Source organism: Streptomyces sp. NPDC048643, from assembly GCF_040650615.1.
Classification (GTDB): Bacteria; Actinomycetota; Actinomycetes; order Streptomycetales; family Streptomycetaceae; genus Streptomyces.
This window is the reverse complement of the sequence record NZ_JBEZHO010000067.1, coordinates 1-21,130: the sequence shown is the minus strand read 5'-3', so window position 1 is coordinate 21,130 and position 21,130 is coordinate 1. Positions and strand designations below refer to the sequence as shown.

Below are 21,130 nucleotides of genomic sequence, written 5' to 3'. Positions count from 1 at the left end.
CGACGGAGCCGGGGTGCGCGACCTGCGGATCTCACCCGCGGGCCGACACCCCGGCCACCGTACAACCCTTGTGTTACTTGCCCGTCTTGCGCTCCACCGCGGCCTTGACCAGGCCCGCGAAGAGCGGGTGCGGCCGGGTCGGGCGGGAGCGCAGCTCGGGGTGTGCCTGGGTCGCGACCAGGTACGGGTGGACGTCACGCGGGTACTCGACGTACTCGACGAGCTTGCCGTCCGGGGAGGTGCCGGAGAACTGCAGACCGGCCTTCTTCTCCAGCTCGGCGCGGTAGGCGTTGTTCACCTCGTAGCGGTGACGGTGGCGCTCCTCGACGTACTCCTTGCCGTCGTACACCTCCCGCACGATCGAGCCCTCGGCGAGCTTGGCCGGATACATGCCCAGCCGCATGGTGCCGCCCATGTCGCCCTCGCCGGCCACGATGTCGAGCTGCTCGGCCATCGTGGAGATGACCGGGTGCCCGGTGGCGGAGTCGAACTCGGTGGAGTTGGCGTCCGGGATGTCGGCCAGGTTCCGCGCGGCCTCGATCACGATGCACTGCAGGCCGAGACAGAGGCCGAGCAGCGGGATCCCGTTCTCGCGGGCGTACTGGATGGCGCCGACCTTGCCGGACACGCCGCGGTCGCCGAAGCCGCCGGGGATGCAGATCGCGTCGACGTCACCGAGCTGTCCCGCGGCACCGGCCGGGGTCTTGCAGTCGTCGGAGGTGACCCACTTGATCTTGACGCGTGCCTTGTTCGCGAAGCCGCCGGCGCGCAGCGCCTCGGTGACCGAGAGGTAGGCGTCGGGCAGGTCGATGTACTTGCCGACGAGCGCCATGGTGATCTCGTGGACGGGGTTGTGGACGCGGTCGAGCAGGTCGTCCCAGGTCGTCCAGTCCACGTCGCGGAACGGCAGGTCCAGCTTGCGGACGACGTAGGCGTCCAGGCCCTCGGTGTGCAGGACCTTCGGGATGTCGTAGATCGACTTGGCGTCGATCGCCGCCACCACGGCCGCCTCGTCGACGTCGCACATCAGCGAGATCTTGCGCTTGATGGCGGTGGGCACCTCGCGGTCGGCGCGCAGGACGATCGCGTCCGGCTGGATACCGATGTTGCGCAGGGCCGCCACCGAGTGCTGGGTGGGCTTGGTCTTCAGCTCGCCGGACGGGCCGATGTACGGGAGGAGCGAGATGTGGACGACGAAGACGTTGTCGCGGCCGACCTCGTGGCGGACCTGGCGGACCGTCTCCAGGAAGGGCAGGGACTCGATGTCACCGACCGTGCCGCCGACCTCGGTGATGACGACGTCGACGTCGTCGGTGGCCATCCGGCGGATGCGGTGCTTGATCTCGTTGGTGATGTGCGGAATGACCTGCACCGTGTCGCCCAGGTACTCGCCGCGCCGCTCCTTGGCGATGACGGTGGAGTACACCTGGCCGGTGGTGACGTTGGCCGAGCCGTCGAGGTCGACGTCGAGGAAGCGCTCGTAGTGACCGATGTCCAGGTCCGTCTCGGCGCCGTCGTTCGTGACGAACACCTCACCGTGCTGGAACGGGTTCATGGTGCCCGGGTCGACGTTCAGGTACGGGTCGAGCTTCTGCATCGTGACCCGCAGACCCCGCGCCTTGAGCAGCGCGCCCAGGCTGGAGGCCGTCAGTCCCTTGCCGAGGGAGGAGGCGACACCCCCGGTGACGAAGATGTGCTTGGTCGTCGTGGCAGTGCTGTTTCGGAAAGCAGCGGGCGGCATGGCCAAGAGGGGGCTCCCGTGGTCGCGGTCTGGGGTGCGTACCGGCGTGGGGTCCGGAGATTTCCGGAGGCGCCGTCGCTGCGGTTCGGGGGTTTCTTGCCCACCGGTCCACGGGCTACCAGGGTATCAGCGACCGAACGAGGCTGCTTCCGGCCACGCTCCGCGCACACCTCGGCACACACCCCGCACACCGCTCACTCGATCGGCCCAGCCGGGTTGCCGGGAGCGGCACGCGGATCTTCCACGTGCGTCGTATCCTGCTCGGACACTCGCTGCCGAGTCCCGCCGGTACACGGCATCATCCCGTCCGTATCCGGAACAAAGAGGGCTTGTCAGTTCGTTTCGAGACGACAGTCGGATCGCCCATCACACTGAAACGGACGCTCCGCAGCGACGTACGAACTACGTCCCCCCACCCCCGATCCTCCGCAGTACCGAACTTCCGCATTGCCTACTTTTCCGCACTACCTACGTTCCCTTGACCGCAAGAGCGACCGCCCCGCGCAGGGGCGCCGTGGCCGTTCGACTGGAGATGCACGTGGCCGGGCGCATCGAGGACTACGCACTCATCGGAGACATGCAGACAGCCGCGCTGGTCTGCCGGGACGGCACAGTCGACTGGCTGTGCCTGCCCCGCTTCGACTCCCATGCCGTCTTCGCAGGACTGCTCGGCACGGAGGAACACGGATTCTGGCGGCTCGGGCCCGCGCACGCGGCCGACGCCGAACCCCCCACGGCGGCGCGCCGCAGATACCGCGGCGACTCGCTCATTCTCGAATCCGAGTGGGACACCCCGCGTGGCACGGTCCGGGTGACCGATTTCATGCCCCCGCGTGACGGCGCCCCGCAGCTCATCCGGATCGTCGAGGGCGTCACCGGCCGGGTGCCGATGCGCTCCGCGCTGCGGATGCGTTTCTCGTACGGCCGCGTGGTGCCCTGGGTGCACAAGCACGAGGGCCGCACGGTCGCCGTCGCCGGACCGGACTCGGTCTGGTTCGACACGGACTGCGAGACGTACGGCAAGGACCTGACCACCTACGCCGACTTCACGGTGGCGCCGGGTGACCGGATCGCCTTCACGATCTCGTGGGAGCCCTCGCACAAGGTGCCGCCCGCGCTGCCCGAGCCGGAGCAGTCCCTGGAGGCGACCGAGGACTTCTGGCGCGACTGGGTCGACCAATGTACGTACCACGGCCCCTACCGCGAGGCCGTGGTGCGCTCCCTGATCACGCTGAAGGCCCTGACGTACGCACCCACGGGCGGCATCGTCGCCGCGCCGACCACCTCCCTCCCGGAGGAGATCGGCGGGGTGCGCAACTGGGACTACCGCTACACCTGGCTGCGCGACGCGGCCATCACCCTCTCCTCGCTGCTGCGCACCGGCTACCGCGAGGAGGCCCGCGCCTGGCGCGAGTGGCTGCTGCGCGCGGTGGCCGGCGACCCGGAGAACCTGCAGATCATGTACGGCATCGCGGGCGAACGGGAGTTGGGCGAGGCCGAGCTCGACTGGCTTCCGGGGTACGAGGGTTCGTCGCCGGTCCGTGTCGGGAACGGCGCGGCGCACCAGCTCCAGCTCGACGTCTACGGCGAGGTCACCGAGGCCCTGCACCTGGCCCACATGACGGGCCTGTCCCGCAACGACTACGCCTCGCTGCTCCAGTTGAAACTGATCCGCTACCTGGAGGACCACTGGGACCAGCCGGACGAGGGGATCTGGGAGGTCCGCGGTCCGCGCCGGCACTTCGTGCACTCCAAGGTGATGGCGTGGGTCGCCGTCGACCGCACGATCAAGCTCATCGAGTCCGGTGACGCGGACGGCCCGCTGGAGAAGTGGCGCGAGCTGCGCGACGACATCCACCGGGACGTCTGCGAGAAGGGCTACGACAAGGAGCGGAACACGTTCACGCAGTCGTACGGCTCGAAGGAGCTGGACGCCTCGCTGCTGCTGATTCCGCAGATGGGCTTCCTGCCGCCGGACGACAAGCGGGTGATCGGCACGATCGAGGCGATCCAGCGTGAGCTGTCCACCGCGGACGGCTTCATCCTGCGCTACCCGACGACCGGCGAGCACGCGGGCGTGGACGGCCTGGAGGGCGACGAGGGCGCGTTCCTCGCCTGCTCGTTCTGGATGGCCGACGACCTCGCGATGATCGGGCGGGTCGACGAGGCCCGCAAGCTCTTCGAGCGCCTGCTCGCCCTGCGCAACGACCTCGGCCTGCTGGCCGAGGAGTGGGACCCGCGCCTGCAGCGCCAGGTCGGGAACTTCCCGCAGGCCTTCAGCCACGTCCCGCTGATCGACACGGCCCTGCGACTCACCGCGAGCGGCGCGTACGGCGGCTGACCCCCCGCCTGACGGCGCGCCGGGGCACATTCCGCTCCGGCGCGGCCGACGAGGTGCGACCCGGGCGCCCTGTTCCGCCTCGGCCACCGGAGCCCGTCCACCCGGGCGGGCTCCCGGCCTCCGGCCCCCACCTCGTCCGGTCACCTCGTCCGGTCACCTCGTTCGGCCGTTCCTGGCCCAGGTGAGCGCCTAGCCGGCCGACCGGAGATGCCCTCGCAACCCGTCCGCGGGTAGCGTCCGCAGCATGGACAGCCGTTACGACACCCAGGGCGCCGGAATCACCGTGCAGCGGGCCCTCGAGCTGCCCGGTCTACGGAGCGGGCTGCCGGAGATCCTCGCGGGGGCCGACCGGCTGCAGCGCACCGTGCGCTGGGTGCATGCCGGCGAGGTGCCGAACATCGCCTCGCTCCTCAAGGGCGGCGAACTGCTCCTGACCACGGGATACGGGCTCGGCACCCGCCCGGCGGAGCAGCGGGCGTTCGTCCGCACGCTCGCCGAGCGCGGTATCGCCGCGCTCGTCGTAGAACTCGGCCCGCGCTTCACCCGGCTGCCCGCCGCCCTCGTGGAGACGGCGCGCTCCGCCGGCCTGCCGCTGGTCCAGTTGCACCGCGAGGTGCCCTTCGTGACGGTCACGGAGGAGATCCACACCGAGATCGTCAACGGTCACTACACGCTGCTCCAGCAGGCCGAAGAGGTGCACCGGCGCTGCACCGAGGCTCTCCTCGGCGGCGGTGGAGTGCCCCAAGTGCTGCGCATTCTGGCCGACTTCAGCGGCAACCCGGTCTTCCTGGAGACCGCCGACGGGCAGCTCCTGTACTCGGCCGGGGCCGGTGCCGCGGGCGCCGACCCGCTCCAGGTCTGGGAGGGGATGCGCGGCCAGCACAAGGAGGAGCCGCCCGCGGGGACGACCCTGGTGGACGTGCCCGGCGGCGGACCGGGCACCGGTTCCGTGCGGGCACGCCTGGTCGTGCTGCCGGTCAGCGCCCCCGTCGCCCCGGTGCACCGGCTCGCCGCCGAACGGGCCGCCGGCATCCTGGCCGTCGTGCTGATGCAGGCGCGCCAGGAAGAAGAGCTGGCCGCGCGCGGACGCGGCGACTTCCTCACGGACCTCGCCGAGGGACGCATCGAGGCGGAGGACGCGCCCGCGCAGGCCCGTGTGCTCGGCTTCAAGCCCGGCAACAGCCCGCTCCTGCCGGTCGTGATGCGCCTGGCCGACGGTCTCGCCCCGGGCGGCGGCTGGGCGGTCCTCGCCCGCGCGGTCGCCGAGGAGCTGGCCTCGGTCGGCGTCCCGGTCCTGCTGGGCGTCCGTCCCGTCGAGGGCCGTGTCCCGCTGCTCCTCGGCCTGCGCGCGGAGTCGGAACGCTCGACCGTCGCCGACCGGGTCGCGGCGGCGCTGCGCGCGGGCGTGGAGCGCGCGGGCATGCAGCGGCCCGGGGCACAGCCGCCGGTCGTGGTGGTCGGGGTGGCGGGCGGCTGGGCGGCCGCGTCGGCGGGCCTGCGGCACGCGGCGGAGACGGCGACGGCCGCACAGGGCCTGTCGGACCGCCCCTGGTACGACGCCCGCCGCCTGGACATCGACCTGCTGCTGTGGCGGCTGCGCGAGCATCCCGACCTGGCCGCCTTCGTGGACCGGGCGATCGGCCCGCTGACCGATCACGACCGCCGCTCCAAGCCGCCGCTGCTTCCCACCTTGGAGACCTATCTGGCGCACGCGGGCCGCAAGGCGGAGACCGCCCGCGAACTGCACCTCAACCGGCAGACCCTCTACAACCGGCTGGCGCGGATAGGGGAGTTGCTGGGCACGGACCTCGACGACCCTCAGACGGTCCTGGCGTTGAGCCTGGCCCTGCGGGCCCGCAGACACGTGCCGTAGCGGGCACGGCGTCGCTCACCCGCGCCGGCGGTCCCGCCACCCGGAGCGAACCACGGGTCAGCTCAACGGCCTGGGCTGCGTCAACTCGTCGTACACGCTGAGCACTTGGGCCACCGTCTCGTCCTCGGTCGGCCAGGTGGCGGCCTGCCGGGTGCCGCGCTCGCGCAGTTCCTCCTGGCGCGCCGGATCCGCCAGCAACCGGACGACCGTGTCGCCGAGCGCCCTCGCGTCGCCGTACGGGACGAGTTCCGCGGCGTCGCCGACGAGTTCGGGGATGCCGCCGACGGCGGTCGCGACGAGCGGCACCCGCGCGTGCAGCGCCTCCTGCGCGAGGACCGACCGCGATTCCCAACTGCTGGGCAGCAGCGCGAGGTCGGCGGCCGCGAGCAGTTCCGTGATGTCGTCGCGCCGCCCGATGAGCCGGACCGGCAGTTCCTCGTCCTCGATGCGACGCTGGAGGACGGCGCGCAGCGGCCCCTCCCCCGCGATCACGAGCAGCGGCACCGGATCGAGCCGGCACCAGGCGCGCGCCGCGTCCAGTAGCGTCTCGTAACCGCGCTGCCGGTCGAGCGAGCCGACCGCCATGAGCAACGGACGGTCGGTCGAACCGAGTTCGGCCCGCGCCTTGTGCCGGTACCGGTCCGGGTCTGCGGGCTCGACGGGCGGGCGCGGCGCGGGCAGCGCTACCGCGGCGAGCCGCGCGTCCCGCGCTCCCCTGCGGCGCGCCCGGTCCACCAGGTCGGAGGAGGTGCCGAGGACCACCGACGCGGCCCGTGCGACCCGTCGTTCGAGGAGGCGCAGCAGATGGGCCCGCGCTCCCTCGGCGTCCGCCCGCGTGTGCCAGGTGACGACGAGCGGCACGCGCCGCCCGCTGAGCGCCAGGGCCGCCCGCAGCGCGGCGTGCAGTCCGTGCGCGTGCACCAGATCGGCCTCGGCGCACGCCGCCCGCAGCGCGGACACGGAGGAGGGATCGCTGCTGCGGGGGACGGGGACGTGGTGGGCGCCCACCCCGGAGAACCCGTACGAGCGGTCGGCCTCGGTGGGGGCGCACACGGTGACCCGCACGCCCCGGGCGACGAGCCCCGAGGCCAGCGACCGCACGTGCGCGCTGCTGCCCGCGCTGCCGCCGCCGAGCACCTGCACGGTGCGCAGCGGCGACTGGCCGTGCGGTGAGTGGCTGCTCACGTGGCTCACGTGGCCGGGGCTCCTGGTTCGGCGTCGGACCGTCACGAAGAAACGTACAGAAGGATCGCGCGGAGGGGGTGGACCGCACGTCGTGCACGGCGTATCTACGCCAAGGATGCCAGGCCGTACGGGTGTTCCGGCACAGCCATCGCGACGAGGGCACGTCAGAGAAGGCAACTCGACGACGACGGTCACCCGCACGAGTGAGAAACGCCCCGGTCCGACGGCCTCCGGCCACGCGTCGGGCGACTGGGGCCCCACGAGGTCCTTCCGCCCCGGGATCCACCTGGTTCACACGACCACCACGGGTCGCATCCGTCGCACCGCGCGCCCCTCCGCACGGTTGCGCCCCACACCCGGTGGCCGTTCCGCGCACCGCACGGCCGGCGTGGACCGGGGGCGTCTCACCGGTGAACCGTGACGGCTCGCGCGGGCCGCGTGATGCTCGTCGCCGGAATGCGGGGGGCTCGCAAGGTGTCACGCGCGTGTCCGCCCCCGCCCCTCACTCCCTGAGATACCTGAACGCCCCCACCGCCGCGGCACTGACCCGCGGTCCGCAGGCCGCCGCCGTCACCAGGGCCGCCGCGTGGGCGACCAGGCCGGTTCGCCCGGTGCCGAGGACGACGGCGGTACCGAGCGCGGCGCCCAGTGCGTGCGCGCCCGCGTCGCCGATCATGGCGCGCTCTGCGAGATCGTCGCCGAGGACGGCGGCGACGGCGCCCAGCGCCCCCGCCGCCACCTGCCCCGCCTCGCCGCCGCGCAGCACCCCGGGCACGCCGAGCGCGAGGACGGCACCGGCGGCACTGCCCGGCCGTACGTCGACCAGGTTGACGAAGTGCGCGGTGCCGGCGATCACGACACCGGCGAGCACCTTGTCCAGCGGCCGCTCCTTCAGCAGCGCCCCGGTCACCAGCCCCGCCGCCGTGATCCCGAACAGCTTGACGGCCCCGCTGGTCACCTCTCCGTCGCGCAACGCGCCCAGATGAGCCCGGAACCCGCGCCGCGGGTCACCGGCCCCGGCGAGGTCGTCGTACGTGCCGCACGCACCGGCGACGGCGACGGCCAGCCCCGCGGCTGGGCGGACCCGGGCGGCTGCGAAGGTCGCGCCCACAGCGGTCGCGGGGCCCGCGAGAAGGTCGACGGTGCGCCCCGCGTGGTTGGCACGGGCCCAACGGTCCGGTCCACCGGGCGGCTTGGCCCGTATGCCGACGAGACACGCGCGCGCGACCGCCGCCGCGCCCACGAACCCGACGACCCGTCGCTCCCGACGCATGATCATGCGACCACCCTGGAAGGCCGCACGAACGCCTCTGCGGCCGGGACCGGGGCCACCGCGCGCAACCGATCCACGGGTCGTGGGCCGCCTGTCCCCACAGCCGCGTCCACGAACAACCCCCCAATCGGTCCAGCAGCCGCAGCCGGCCCCTCCCCCGAGGCACCGCCCCGAAGCCGCGCGGCGGCCCGCCTCAGCCGTCCGCGCGGGCCGTCGCCAGGAGTTCCTCGGCGTGGGCCCGGGCCGTCTCCGAGTCCTCCTGGCCGGCGAGCATCCGGGACAGTTCCCGGATGCGCTCCTCGCCCTCCAGGACCTTGACGCCGGAGCGGGTCACCGACCCGTCGTTGGTCTTCTCGACCAGCAGCTGGCGGTCGGCGAACGCGGCCACCTGCGGCAGGTGCGTCACGACGACGACCTGCGCGGTCTTGGCGAGCCGGGCCAGCCGGCGCCCGATCTCGACGGCGGCCTTGCCGCCGACACCCGCGTCGACCTCGTCGAAGAGATAGGTCGGCACCGGGTCCGTCCCCGCGAACACGACCTCCACCGCGAGCATCACGCGGGAGAGTTCACCACCCGACGCGCCCTTGGCGATGGGCCGCGGCGGCGCACCGGGGTGCGGGGCGAGCAGCAGCTCCACCTCGTCGACGCCCGCCGAGCCGTAGGCCACCGTGCGTCCGCCGACCTCGACCCCCTCCGGGTCGTCGGTCTGCCGGATCTCGAAGGACACGCGCGCGTGGGGCATGGCCAGCGAGGCCAGTTCGGCGGTGACGGCGGCGGCGAACCGTTCGGCGGCCTCCGCGCGAGCGTCGGTCAACGCCTGGGCGAGTCCGCCCAGTTCGGCACGGAGCGCGTCCCGCTCGGCGGTCAGCTCACCGAGCCGGTCGTCGTCGCCGTCCAGCTCGGTGAGCCGGGCGGCGCCCTGTTCGGCCCAGCCGAGCACGGCGTCGATGTCCGTGCCGTACTTGCGGGTCAGCTGGGTGAGTGCGGCGCGGCGCTCCTCGACCGCCGCCAGCCGCAGCGGGTCGGCGTCGAGGTCGTCGGCGTAGCCGGCGAGTTCTCCCGCCACGTCGCCGAGCAGGATCGCGATCTCGCCGATCCGGCCGGACAGGGTGGCGAGGGCCGAGTCGTGCGAGCGCACGGCCTCCAGGGCGCGGTGGGCGCCCGCGACGAGGGTGGCCGCGTCGATGCCCTCGGGGTCCTCGGGATTGCCCGCGAGCGCGGCGTGGGCGACCGTCGCGGCCGAGGCGAGGGCCTCCGCGTGGCCGAGCCGCTCCGCCTCCGCCGCCAGTTCGGTGTCCTCACCGGCGCGCGGCTCGACGGCCGCGATCTCCTCGAGCCCGAAGCGCAGCAGGTCGGCCTCCTGGGCGCGTTCCCGCGCGCGGGTGGTGATCTCGTCCAGCTCGGCCGAGATCGCCCGGAGTCGGCGGTAGGCGCCCGCGTACTTGGTGAGGGGTACGGCGACGGCGTCACCGGCGTACCGGTCCAGGGCCTGCCGCTGCCGGGACAGCTTGAGCAGCCCCTGCTGGTCGGTCTGCCCGTGCACCGCGACGAGCTCGTCGGCGAGCTCGGCGAGCACGCCCACCGGCACCGAGCGGCCGCCCAGGTGGGCCCGTGAGCGCCCCTCGGCCGAAACGGTACGGCTGAACAGCAGCGCGCCGTCGTCCAGCTCGGCGCCCGCCTCCTCGGCCCGTACGACGGCCGTCCCGCCCGGGGGCACGGTGATCCGTCCCTCCACGACGGCGCTCTTGGCGCCGATCCGAACGAGGGCCGGGTCCGCACGTCCTCCCAGCAGCAGCCCGAGGCTGGTGACCACCATCGTCTTGCCCGCGCCGGTCTCACCGGTCACGGCGGTGAAGCCGGGCGACAGCTCGACCACCGCGTCGTCGATGACTCCGAGCGACCGTATCCGCATCTCCTCCAACACGGACACGACCTTACGAGGTCGGGGGCGGGGTGTGCGACGGGCCCCGCCCCGCCGGTGCGAAGGCGCAGGTGACAAGGCCGCACAAAGAGGCCGTTGTCACCCGCGTGAGTGGGGCTCCGCACATGCGGAACCCCAGTCGTCCTCGTACCGCTAGTGGGGTGCCCCACGCCAGCCGGCGACCGGCAGGGCGAACTTGGCGACCAGCCGATCGGTGAAGGAGGCGTGGTGCAGCCGCGCCAGGCGTACGGGCACAGCACCGCGCCGCACCTCGACGCGCGCGCCGGGCGGCAGCTCCACCGTGCGCCGCCCGTCGCACCACAGCACCCCCGGCGGGATGTGCGGCAGCACCTCCACGGCGAGCACCGAGTCCGGCGAGGTCACCAGCGGCTTCGCGAACAGGGCGTGCGCGCTGATCGGTACCATCAGCAGTGCCTCGACCTCGGGCCAGACCACCGGCCCGCCCGCGGAGAAGGCGTACGCCGTCGAGCCGGTCGGGGTCGCGCACACGATCCCGTCGCAGCCGAACCCGGTGACGGGCCGCCCGTCGATCTCCAGCACCACTTCGAGGAGCTTCTCGGCGGACACCTTCTGCACGGCCGCCTCGTTCAGCGCCCAGTCGGTGTGCACGATGTCGCCGTTCTGATGGACGACGACATCGACGGTCATGCGTTCCTCGACCTCGTAGGCCTTGGTCACGACCCGGTCGACGACCTTGTCCAGGTCGTCGCGCTCGGCCTCGGCGAGGAAGCCGACGCGTCCCAGGTTGACGCCGAGCATCGGGACCCCGGAGGCCCGGGCGAACTCGGCACCGCGCAGCAGCGTGCCGTCACCGCCGAGAACGATGAGCAGCTCACAGCCGTCGAGACACTGCGGGGTGGCCTCCTTGACGAGTTCCACCTGGTCGGGCAGCGGAAGGTCCGCCGCCTCGGCCTCCAGGACCCGCACGCCGATCCCGGAGCGCAACAGCCCCTCGACGACCAGCTCGGCGCTGCGGATGGCTGCCGGACGCCCGGTGTGGGCCAGCAGGAAAACAGTACGAGCTCGGGTCTGTGTCAACGCGGCCCCTCCGCCACTGCACGGTCAACGTCGGCCGGGTCGAGTTCGGGTGCCCCGGCCCGCAGCCACAGAAAGTACTCGACGTTGCCCGAGGGTCCGGGCAACGGACTTGCGGTCACACCCCGTACTCCGAGCCCCAGCTCGTGGGCGCGTCCGGCCACCGCGCGCACGGCCTCGGCACGCAGCTCCGGGCTGCGCACCACACCGCCGCTGCCCAGTCGGTCCTTCCCCACCTCGAACTGCGGCTTGACCATCATCACCAGGTCGGCATCCGGCGCCGCGCACCGCACGAGGGCGGGCAGCACCAGTCCGAGCGGGATGAAGGACAGATCCCCGACAACAAGGTCCACGGGCTCCCCATCGATCGCCTCCAACGTCAACTCGCGTACGTTCGTACGGTCCTTGACGGTGACGCGTTCATCGCTCTGCAGAGACCAGGCGAGTTGTCCGTAACCGACGTCGACGGCGAGGACGTGGGCGACACCCGCGCGCAGCAGGACGTCGGTGAAGCCTCCGGTGGAGGCGCCGGCGTCGAGCGCCCGCCGTCCCTCGACCTTCAGGCCCTGGGGCACGAAGGCGGCGAGGGCGCCGGCGAGCTTGTGCCCGCCGCGCGAGACGTAGTCGGGATCGCTGTCGTCCTTCGTCACGACGATCGCGGCCGCGGTCTCCACCTGTGTGGCGGGCTTGGTCGCGAGGGTCTTGCCCACGCTGACCCGCCCCGCGGCGATCAGCTGGCCCGCGTGCTCGCGCGAGCGGGCGAGTTTCCGGCGGACCAGCTCGGCGTCGAGGCGTCGGCGCGCCACTCCTGCCACGTTCGGTTCAGCTCCTCGTGTACGTCGATGGGGGCGCCGGAGGTCCCGGGCGGGCGTCGAGCTCGGTGAGCGCGTCGCGCAGCCCCCGGTGTACATCCTCGTACACCTCGACGTGGCCGTCCGTCGCGAGGTGGTCGGCGTCCGCGAGCCGGTCGAGCCGGGCGTCGACGTCCGCGTCGCCCGAGGGCACGCGCGGGACGTTCAGCGGGGCCGGTGCGGCGGGGTCGTACGCCGGTTCCGGCGGTGCCGGTGCGGGCGCGCCGGGCTCCGCGGGCGTCGGGGCCTGCGGGACCTCGCCCTCGGGGACTGAGTCGTTCATGCCCCGACGCTACCGCGAAGCGCTGCGGTACCGTCGATCACGATGGCGACGATTGAGGAGTGCCGCGCCGCACTCGACAAGCTTTCGGACAACATGGCGAGCGCGGAAGGGGACGTGCGCACCGCCGCGGCCCTGGACCGGTCGCTGAGCTGCCGTGTCACCGACCTGGACATCACCTTCGTGGGCCGCCTCAAGGACGGCCGGATCGAGGTGCTCGACACGCTCCAGGGCCCTCCCCCGGACAAGGCCCAGATCCGTCTGACCATGGCGGGCGACGATCTGGTGGCGATGGTGGACGGCAGACTGAACTTCGCGAAGGCCTGGGGTTCGGGCCGGGTGAAGCTGGAGGCGGGCCTGCGGGACCTGTTCCGGCTCAGGACCCTTCTGTAGCCACCGACGCCGCGACGGCGGCCACGCGCGCCCTGCGGGCCGCGGGCACCACGAGGGGTGTCCCGGTCTCCGGGTCGTCGATGACCTGGCAGCGCAGGCCGAACACCTCTTCGACCAGGTCGGCCGTGACGATGTCGTTCGGCGCGCCCTCGGCGATGATCTCGCCGCCGCGCAGCGCTATCAGGTGGGTGGCGTAGCGGGCCGCGTGGTTGAGGTCGTGCAGCACGGCGACGAGGGTGCGGCCCTGCGTCTCGTGGAGCTCGGCGCACAGGTCGAGGACGTCGATCTGGTGCTGGATGTCGAGGTAGGTCGTCGGCTCGTCGAGGAGCAGCAGCGGGGTCTGCTGCGCGAGGGCCATGGCGATCCACACGCGCTGGCGCTGGCCGCCGGAGAGTTCGTCCACGTAGCGGTCGGCGAGTTCGGCGACGCCGGTGGAGGCCATCGACTCCTGGACCACCCGCTCGTCCTCCGCGGACCACTGGCGCAGCAGGCCCTGGTGCGGGTAGCGGCCCCGGCCGACGAGGTCGCCGACCGTGATGCCGTCGGGCGCGATCGACGACTGCGGCAGCAGTCCGAGGGTGCGGGCGACCTTCTTCGCGGGCATCGACTGGATGGCGTGCCCGTCGAGCAGGACGCGGCCCTCGGAGGGCTTCAGCATGCGGGAAAGGGCCCGCAGCAGGGTGGACTTGCCGCACGCGTTCGGGCCGACGATCACCGTGAAGGAGTTGTCGGGGATCTCCACCGACAGCTTCTCCGCGATGACGCGCTGGTCGTAGCCGAGGGTGACGTTGTCGGCGGACAGGCGGTTCACAGTGCTCCTTGGGATGTTCTCGTCCGCGTTCACGGGGGTGGCCTTCGCCGCGCGGCTCATATCCGGCCCGCCTTGCGCTCGGTGACCAGGAGCCACAGCAGGTAGACGCCGCCGAGGACTCCGGTCACGACACCGACGGGCAACTGGTCGGCGCCGAAGGCGCGCTGCGCGGCCCAGTCCGCGACGATGAGCAGGGTCGCGCCCATGCACATCGACGGCACCAGGTTGGGGCCGGGCGACCGCGTGAGCCGACGGGCCAGCTGGGGCGCGGTGAGCGCCACGAAGCCGACCGGTCCCGCGGCGGCGGTGGCACCCGCGGTGAGCAGCACGGCGGCCACCATCAGCAGCAGCCGCGTCCGCTCGACGCTCACTCCGAGGGCGTACGACACGTCGTCGCCCATCTCCATCATGCGCAGTCCGCGGGCGTTGCCGAGGACGAGCGGGACGAGGACGCCGCAGAGGATGAGCAGGGGCCAGACCTGCGCCCAGTCACGGCCGTTGAGGGAGCCGGTCATCCAGACGACGGCGCGGGCCGCGTCCACGAGGTCGGCCTTGGTGAGCAGATAGCCGTTGACCGCGGTCACGATCGCGGAGACGCCTATGCCGACCAGAACGAGCCGGTACCCGTGCACACCCCGCTTCCAGGCGAGCAGATAGATGGCGAGACCGGTCACGAGGCCGCCGGCGAGCGCTCCGAGAGCCACCTCGGTCGCGCTGCCCGAGAAGAGCACGATCATGATGAGCGCGCCGGCCGTGGAGCCCTGCCCGAGCCCGAGGACGTCGGGACTGCCCAGCGGATTGCGGGAGATGGACTGGAAGAGCGCGCCGCCCAGCCCGAGCGAGGCACCCACCAGCAGTCCGACCAGGACCCGCGGCAGCCGCAGGTCGTTGACGATGAACTCCTGGCTCGCGTTGCCCTCGCCGAACAGCGTCCTGATCACGTCGGCGACGGGGATCGGGAAGTCGCCGGTGCCGATGAGCACCACACTCGCGGCGGCCGCGGCCACCAGCAGCAGGACGACCACGACGGACGTTCGGATGTCGAGGCGGACGGAGATGCCGCCGGCCGTGCGGACCGACCGGACGCGTCGGGTGACCGGCGCGGGATCGGCTTGCGCGCGGGCGGTTCGGATACGTGGGGTCGTCACAGCTGCGCCGTCCTCCGTCGCCGTACGAGAAAGATGAAGACCGGTCCGCCGAGGATCGCGGTGACGATGCCGACCTGGAGTTCCGCCGGTCGGGCGACCATCCGTCCGAGGACGTCGGCGCCGAGCAGCAGAACGGGCGACAGGACGGTGGCGTACGGCAGGATCCAGCGCAGGTCGGGGCCGGTGAAGGACCGGACGACGTGCGGGACCATCAGCCCCACGAACACGATCGGCCCGCAGGCGGCGGTCGCGGCGCCGCACAGCACGGTCGCCGCGGCCATGGACAGCGCACGGGTGCGATTGAGGTTGGCGCCGAGGGCACGGGCGGTGTCGTCACCCATGGCCATCGCGTTCAGCGGCCGGGCCAGGGCCAGCGCCAGCAGGGTGCCGACGGCGAGGAAGGGGGCGACCTGCCGGATCGTCGAGTCGGTCGCCGAGGCGAGTGAACCGACCGTCCAGAAGCGCATCTTGCCGAGCGCCGCGTCGTCCGTGATCATCACGGCCTGCAGATAGCCGTAGAGAGCGGCGCTGATCGCGGTACCGGCGAGCGCGAGCCGTACCGGGGTGGCGCCCCGGCTGCCGCCCAGGAACCAGACGAGCGCACCGACGGCCGCCGCGCCGGCGAAGGCGAACCAGACGTAGCCGCTCAGCGAGGTGACACCGAAGAAGGTGATCGCGGTGACGACCGCTGCGGACGCCCCCGCGTTGATGCCGAGCAGCCCCGGGTCGGCCAGCGGATTGCGGGTGAGCGCCTGGAGAACGGCACCGGAGAGACCGAGTGCCGCTCCCACCAGCAGTCCGAGGACAGTACGCGAGATCCGGTCACCGACCACGACATCGGAGAACGTCCCCGAGTCGTGGAACAGGCCGTGCCACACCTGGTCCAACGGCAGCGCCTTCGCGCCGATCGCGATACTCGCCAACGCGACAAGCACCAGGAGCCCCACGGAGATCAGGAGTCCGAGGGTTCGTATCGCCCGTCGGGTCGGGGGCGCGGGGGCGGTTTCCGCGCGCTGTTCTGGAGGACTGTCGACCAACACGAGGTTAGGTTAGCCTAGCCTCGCATCTGCTCTCGATCCGGCTCCGCACCGCGCCCACGCACCAACGCCCAGGTCAGCGACCGCACTGGACGACCCGTCGGCTCTAGAGCCCGAGCCGCGCCAGCGCCTTACCGCCGTCCAGCTCACACCCGGACTCCCCGGCGGCCGTCCAGGCGGCGGCGCACAGGGCGCGCAGTCCGTCGATGGCCTCGCCGTCACCGGACAGCTCCAGCTCCTCGCTCCCCGCCTTCGCCGTCCAGCCGCCACAGCGGAACCCCTCGCCGGCCTCCTCGACCTCCGGCTGACCGGTGAGCATCCCGCGGAGGTCGGCATCCACGTAGGTCGGCCGGTGCTGCGGCGGCGCGGCGAGCAGCTGCGCGCCGTCCGTCACCCCGGTGAGGACGAGCAGCGAGTCCACCTCGCCGTTGAACGCGCCCTCGATGTCGGTGTCCAGCCGGTCGCCGACCACCAGCGGCCGCTTCGCACCGGTCCGCAGAATCGTCTCGCGGTGCATCGGGGGCAGCGGCTTGCCCGCCACCTGCGGCTCGGCGCCCGTGGCGATCCGGACGACCTCCACCGCCGCGCCGTTCCCCGGCGCGATACCGCGCGCGCTCGGGATCGTCAGGTCGGTGTTCGAGGCGAACCACGGCACCCCGCGCGCGATGGCGTAACAGGCCTCGGCGAAGCGCGACCAGACCAGGTCGGGACCGCCGTACCCCTGCGCGACCGCCACCGGCTCGTCGTCCGCCGAGTCGACCGGCTCGAGGCCGCGCTCACGGAGCGCGACCCGCAGGCCCTCACCGCCGATGACCAGCACCCGCGCACCGGCGGGCACCTGCTCGCTGATGAGCCGCGCCACGGCCTGCGCCGAGGTGATCACGTCGGAGGCCGCAGCCGGTATGCCCAGCTCCGTGAGGTGCTCGGCGACCGCGTCCGGCGTCCGCAGCGCGTTGTTCGTGACGTACGCGAGGTGCATTCCGCCGGAGCTCGCCGTCCCGAGGGACTCCACGGCGTGCGCGATCGCGTTCCCCCCGGCGTAGACCACACCGTCCAGGTCGAGCAGCGCCGTGTCGTACGCCTCGCTCAGGGCCTGACTGCTGGCTTCGGGCCTCGTCCTGACGGTCTGGCTCATTACGCATCGCTCCTCGCTCGATCCCTTTGCCCCGATCATCGCTCATGCCACTGACACACTTACGATGCCTCAATGAACTATGCGGGTCCCGAGGAGGAAACACCGGCACGGAACGGTCTTGAGCTCACCCCGTTCCAAGGCCTGCGCTACGACCCCGACCGGGTCGGCAGCCTGGCCGCCGTGACATCCCCGCCGTACGACGTGATCGTCCGGCCCGACGGCCTGCTCGAACTCGAATCCGCGGACCCGTACAACATCGTGCGGCTGATCCTCCCGCAGGACCACTCGCCCGCCGCCCGCAACCAGCAGGCCGCCGACACACTGCGCCGCTGGCGGGCCGAGGGCGTCCTGACGACCGACACCGAGCCGGGCCTGTACGTGTACGAGCAGCGCGACGGCGACCTGCTGCAGCGCGGCGTGATCGGCACCCTGCGGCTGTCCGAGCCCGCGGACGGCGTCGTGCTGCCCCACGAGGACGTGATGCCGCACATCGTCGCGGACCGCGCGGACCTGATGCGGGCCACGTCCGCCAACCTCGAACCGCTGCTGCTCACCTACCGCGGGAACGGTTCCGGCTGTGGCACGGCCACCGTCGTCGAGAAGACCGCGACGCTGCCCCCGTTGCTGGCCACCACCACGGAGGACGGCATCAGCCACCGTCTGTGGGCGGTGACGGATCCGGCCGACCTCACGGAGATCCGGACGGACCTCGGCCGTCACCAGGCCCTGATCGCCGACGGCCATCACCGCTGGGCGACCTATCTGCGTCTACGCGCGGAGCATCCCTCGCCGAGCCCCTGGGACCACGGCCTCGTCCTCCTCGTGGACACCGCCCGCTACCCGCTCCGGGTCCGGGCCATCCACCGCCTGCTGCACCGCCTGCCGGTCGCGGACGCGCTGGCCGCCCTCGGAGACACCTTCCGTGTGCGCCGCCTCGACGTGCCCCTTACGGAGGCCCTGGAGTCCCTGGCGTCGGCGGCCGCCGACGGAAACGCCTTCCTCCTCGCCGGCGACGGCGCCTTCCACCTGATCGACCGCCCGTCACCGGACCTCCTGGCCCGTACGATCCCGGCCGGCCATCCGGAGGCCTGGCGCACCCTGGACGCGACGGTCCTGCACGCCACGCTCCTCGACCATGTGTGGGGCATCCCGGAGGACTCGCCCGAGCACATCGCGTACATCCACGACACGGTCGCCACGGTGGAGAAGGCCGAACACGACGGCGGCACGGCCGTCCTGATGCACCCGGTCCGCGAGGAGGTCGTACGCGATCTCGCCCGGCAGGGCGTCACGATGCCCCGCAAGTCGACGTCCTTCGGCCCCAAGCCGGCATCGGGACTGGTCCTGCGCGCTCTCACGCCCTGAAACGCCACGTGGGCGGCGGTACTCCTTCCGGAGTCCCGCCGCCCACGTGGTGAACCGCTGTGTCGGACGTCAGCTCTGAGGACGCTGGGGAGCGTCACCCTTGCTGTCGTCCTCATCCTCGTCCTCGGCGACGAGGTCGTCGTCCTCGGCGTCCTGGAGGTCGTCGTCGGCGAGGTCGTCGTCAACGTCGTCCGTGGCCACACCCGCGATCTCCGCGTCGTCACCGTCGTCGTCGACATCGTCTTCGTCGTCGGCCGGAACCTCGGTGTCGGCCTCCTCGGAGACGGCCACCTGCGCCCGCTCGCCTTCCTCGTCGTCATCGTCCTCGACGAACGCGTCGACGAACTCGACACCGTCCATCTCGGCGAGCCGGTCGGAGGCGTCCGTGCTCCCGTCCTTGTCGGACTCGACGGCCTTGGCGAACCACTCACGGGCCTCGCCCTCACGGCCGGCCGCGAGCAGCGCGTCGGCGTAGGCGTACCGCAGGCGCGCGCTCCAGGGCTGGACGGAGTTCGACGCGAGCTCCGGGCTCTGCAGGGTGACGATGGCCGCGTCGAGCTGGTCCATGTCACGCCGGGCACCGGCCGCGACGAGCCGCATCTCGACCTGGGAGGCCTTGTCCAGCTTCTGCACCTCGGGGGCGCCGGCCATCTCCAGGGCCTTCTCGGGCCGGCCGAGACCGCGCTCGCAGTCCGCCATGACGGGCCACAGCTCGACACTGCCGGTCATCCGACGCGCGGCACGGAACTCCGCGAGGGCCTCGCTGAACTTCTGGTTGGCGTACGCGGCGAACCCGGCGGCCTCCCGCACGGCGGCGACGCGGGAAGCGAGCCGCAGAGCGATCCGCGAGTACGCGTAGGCCGCCTCGGGGTCCTCGTCGATCAACCGGGCGACCATCACCAGGTTGCGGGAGACCTCCTCCGCAAGCCCCTTGGGCAGGCTCTGGAGCTCCTGCCGTACGTCCTTGTCGATCTCGTCGCCGGTGACGTCGTCCGGGATCGGCAGCCGCTTGATCGGCTCACGGTCCCGCTCCCGCTCGTCGCGGTAGCCTCCGCCGCCGCGCCGGTCGTCACCACCGCGGTCGTCACGGCCACGGAAGCCTCCGGGACGCCCGCCCCGGTCGTCACGCCCACGGTCGTCGCGGCCACGGAAGCCGCCACCGCGGCTGTCGCCGCCCCGGTCGTCACGACGGAAGGCCGGACGGTCGCCGTCCCTGCGCTCGTCACGACGGAAGTCGCTGCCGCCGCCACGGTTGTCGTCACGGCGGAAGCCACCACGGTCACCACCGCGATCCCCACCGCGGTCATCACGACGGTCATCGCGACGGAACCCGCCACGATCACCACCGCGGTCGTCGCGCCGGTCGTCACGACGGAAGTCGCTGCCGCCGCCACGGTTGTCGTCACGGCGGAAGCCACCACGGTCACCACCGCGATCCCCACCGCGGTCGTCACGACGGTCGTCACGGCGGAAACCACCGCGGTCGTCATCACGACGCGGGCTGCTGGGACGGTCGTCGCGACGCGGACCACCGGTCGGACGGTCGTCACGACGGAAACCGCCGCCGCTACCACTGCCGCCACGGTTGTCGTCACGACGGAAGCCACCGCCGCTGCCGCCGCCACGGTTGTCGTCGCGACGGAAGCCACCACGGTCACCGCCACGATCCCCACCGCGGTCATCACGACGGTCATCACGGCGGAATCCACCGCCGGTGCCGCCGCCACGGTTGTCGTCGCGACGGAAGCCACCACGGTCACCGCCACGATCCCCACCGCGGTCGTCACGACGGTCATCGCGGCGGAAACCACCGCGGTCGTCATCACGACGCGGGCTGCTGGGACGGTCGTCGCGACGCGGACCACCGGTCGGACGGTCGTCACGACGGAAACCGCCGCCGCTACCACTGCCGCCACGGTTGTCGTCACGACGGAAACCACCGCCGCTGCCGCCGCCACGGTTGTCGTCGCGACGGAAACCACCACGGTCACCGCCACGATCCCCACCGCGGTCATCACGACGGTCATCACGGCGGAATCCACCGCGGTCGTCATCACGACGCGGGCTGCTGGGACGGTCGTCGCGACGCGGACCACCGGTCGGACGGTCGTCACGGTTGAAGGCGGGACGGTCGCCATCCCGGCGGAAGCCGCGGTCACGGTCGTCACGGCGCGGCCCGCTCGGGCGGTCATCGCGACGTGGACCGCCGGTGGGACGGTCGTCACGACGGAACGGCGGACGGCTACCGCCGACGCCACCTCGGTTGTCGTCACGCCGGAAGCCGCCGCTACCGCTACCGCTGCCGCCGCGGTTGTCGTCGCGACGGAAACCGCCACGGTCACCGCCGCGATCGCCGCCGCGGTCGTCACGACGGCTGGAGCCGGCACGGTCGTTGTCACGGCGGTCGTTGTCTCGGCGCGGAGCCCCGCGGTAGCCACCGCGGTCTCCACTGTCACGACGGCGCTCGTCGCGCTCCGGTCGCTCGTCGGGAGAGTTGGTGGACATGGGTGACTCCTGTCTTCGGTACCGCAAGTCATTCTCGCGCAGCCGGGTACCCAGCGCGCTTCGGAAAAACAAAAGGACCCTTGGTCCCAGCGAGTCGCTGGGACCAAGGGTCCTCCAAAGATTGTTCGGCGGCGTCCTACTCTCCCACAGGGTCCCCCCTGCAGTACCATCGGCGCTGTGAGGCTTAGCTTCCGGGTTCGGAATGTAACCGGGCG

Annotated in this window: 17 protein-coding genes and 1 rRNA gene; 4 read left to right on the top strand and 14 right to left on the bottom strand. The window is 72.3% G+C overall.

Annotated features, from left to right (window positions below; translation table 11 throughout):
* Positions 1–73 precede the first annotated feature (73 nt).
* Positions 74–1,741: a CTP synthase gene (locus tag AB0C62_RS38340; RefSeq protein ID WP_362981349.1), complete on the bottom strand. Its 1,668-nt coding sequence runs from the start codon at positions 1,739–1,741 to the stop codon at positions 74–76.
* A gap of 538 nt (positions 1,742–2,279) precedes the next feature.
* Between AB0C62_RS38340 and AB0C62_RS38335 the strand changes: the two genes are divergently transcribed.
* Both AB0C62_RS38335 and AB0C62_RS38330 read left to right on the top strand, forming a co-directional pair.
* Entirely contained in the window at positions 2,280–4,082 is a 1,803-nt protein-coding gene (locus AB0C62_RS38335; RefSeq protein WP_362981396.1) for a glycoside hydrolase family 15 protein, read from the top strand.
* Between the two features lie 244 nt (positions 4,083–4,326).
* The gene (locus AB0C62_RS38330; protein ID WP_362981347.1) at positions 4,327–5,955 is read left to right on the top strand and encodes a PucR family transcriptional regulator; all 1,629 of its coding nucleotides are present in this window, start codon (positions 4,327–4,329) and stop codon (positions 5,953–5,955) included.
* Positions 5,956–6,012: 57 nt separating this feature from the next.
* On the opposite strand, the gene AB0C62_RS38325 is transcribed toward AB0C62_RS38330, so the two are convergent.
* From AB0C62_RS38325 to AB0C62_RS38300, 6 genes are all read right to left on the bottom strand, one after another.
* On the bottom strand, positions 6,013–7,149 hold the full coding sequence (locus AB0C62_RS38325; RefSeq protein ID WP_362981345.1) for a glycosyltransferase family 4 protein: 1,137 nt from the start codon (positions 7,147–7,149) through the stop codon (positions 6,013–6,015).
* 493 nt (positions 7,150–7,642) lie between these two features.
* On the bottom strand, positions 7,643–8,419 hold the full coding sequence (locus tag AB0C62_RS38320) for a hypothetical protein (protein WP_362981343.1): 777 nt from the start codon (positions 8,417–8,419) through the stop codon (positions 7,643–7,645).
* 187 nt (positions 8,420–8,606) lie between these two features.
* Positions 8,607–10,337 carry a DNA repair protein RecN gene (recN, locus tag AB0C62_RS38315; RefSeq protein WP_362981341.1) on the bottom strand — a complete coding sequence of 577 codons (1,731 nt, stop codon included), beginning with the start codon at positions 10,335–10,337 and terminating at the stop codon, positions 8,607–8,609.
* A 150-nt stretch (positions 10,338–10,487) separates the two neighbouring features.
* The gene (locus tag AB0C62_RS38310; RefSeq protein WP_081223629.1) at positions 10,488–11,393 is read right to left on the bottom strand and encodes an NAD kinase; all 906 of its coding nucleotides are present in this window, start codon (positions 11,391–11,393) and stop codon (positions 10,488–10,490) included.
* Positions 11,390–12,205: a TlyA family RNA methyltransferase gene (locus tag AB0C62_RS38305; RefSeq protein WP_362981339.1), complete on the bottom strand. Its 816-nt coding sequence runs from the start codon at positions 12,203–12,205 to the stop codon at positions 11,390–11,392. Before AB0C62_RS38305 ends, AB0C62_RS38310 begins: the two co-directional genes overlap by 4 nt.
* Positions 12,206–12,212: 7 nt before the next feature.
* Positions 12,213–12,524, bottom strand: coding sequence for a hypothetical protein (locus AB0C62_RS38300; RefSeq protein WP_362981336.1), 312 nt, complete (start codon positions 12,522–12,524; stop codon positions 12,213–12,215).
* A 42-nt stretch (positions 12,525–12,566) separates the two neighbouring features.
* On the opposite strand from AB0C62_RS38300, the gene AB0C62_RS38295 reads away from it, so the two are divergent.
* Complete coding sequence (locus AB0C62_RS38295; RefSeq protein ID WP_362981334.1) at positions 12,567–12,914, top strand: SCP2 sterol-binding domain-containing protein; 348 nt, start codon at positions 12,567–12,569, stop codon at positions 12,912–12,914.
* On the opposite strand, the gene AB0C62_RS38290 is transcribed toward AB0C62_RS38295, so the two are convergent.
* The 4 genes from AB0C62_RS38290 to AB0C62_RS38275 all read right to left on the bottom strand — a co-directional run bounded on the left by AB0C62_RS38290 (position 12,898) and on the right by AB0C62_RS38275 (position 17,045).
* Entirely contained in the window at positions 12,898–13,785 is an 888-nt protein-coding gene (locus tag AB0C62_RS38290) for an ABC transporter ATP-binding protein (protein ID WP_362981332.1), read from the bottom strand. The genes AB0C62_RS38295 and AB0C62_RS38290 overlap by 17 nt on opposite strands.
* Positions 13,782–14,858 (bottom strand): iron chelate uptake ABC transporter family permease subunit, encoded by a 1,077-nt coding sequence (locus AB0C62_RS38285; protein ID WP_362981394.1) that lies wholly within the window; start codon positions 14,856–14,858, stop codon positions 13,782–13,784. Before AB0C62_RS38285 ends, AB0C62_RS38290 begins: the two co-directional genes overlap by 4 nt.
* A gap of 11 nt (positions 14,859–14,869) precedes the next feature.
* Entirely contained in the window at positions 14,870–15,913 is a 1,044-nt protein-coding gene (locus AB0C62_RS38280) for an iron chelate uptake ABC transporter family permease subunit (RefSeq protein ID WP_362981330.1), read from the bottom strand.
* Positions 15,914–16,016: 103 nt separating this feature from the next.
* The gene (locus AB0C62_RS38275) at positions 16,017–17,045 is read right to left on the bottom strand and encodes an HAD hydrolase-like protein (protein ID WP_362981328.1); all 1,029 of its coding nucleotides are present in this window, start codon (positions 17,043–17,045) and stop codon (positions 16,017–16,019) included.
* Positions 17,046–17,117: 72 nt separating this feature from the next.
* Here AB0C62_RS38275 and AB0C62_RS38270 point away from each other — a divergent pair, with 72 nt between their 5' ends.
* The gene (locus AB0C62_RS38270; RefSeq protein ID WP_362981326.1) at positions 17,118–18,410 is read left to right on the top strand and encodes a DUF1015 domain-containing protein; all 1,293 of its coding nucleotides are present in this window, start codon (positions 17,118–17,120) and stop codon (positions 18,408–18,410) included.
* A 69-nt stretch (positions 18,411–18,479) separates the two neighbouring features.
* Here AB0C62_RS38270 and AB0C62_RS38265 read toward each other — a convergent pair whose 3' ends face one another.
* The 3 genes from AB0C62_RS38265 to rrf form a co-directional block, all read right to left on the bottom strand.
* Positions 18,480–19,424: a hypothetical protein gene (locus AB0C62_RS38265; protein ID WP_362981392.1), complete on the bottom strand. Its 945-nt coding sequence runs from the start codon at positions 19,422–19,424 to the stop codon at positions 18,480–18,482.
* Positions 19,307–20,866 carry a hypothetical protein gene (locus AB0C62_RS38260; RefSeq protein ID WP_362981390.1) on the bottom strand — a complete coding sequence of 520 codons (1,560 nt, stop codon included), beginning with the start codon at positions 20,864–20,866 and terminating at the stop codon, positions 19,307–19,309. The genes AB0C62_RS38265 and AB0C62_RS38260 overlap by 118 nt, the downstream gene beginning before the upstream one ends.
* Before the next feature lie 172 nt (positions 20,867–21,038).
* Positions 21,039–21,130, bottom strand: a 5S ribosomal RNA gene (gene rrf / locus AB0C62_RS38255); the annotation flags it as partial.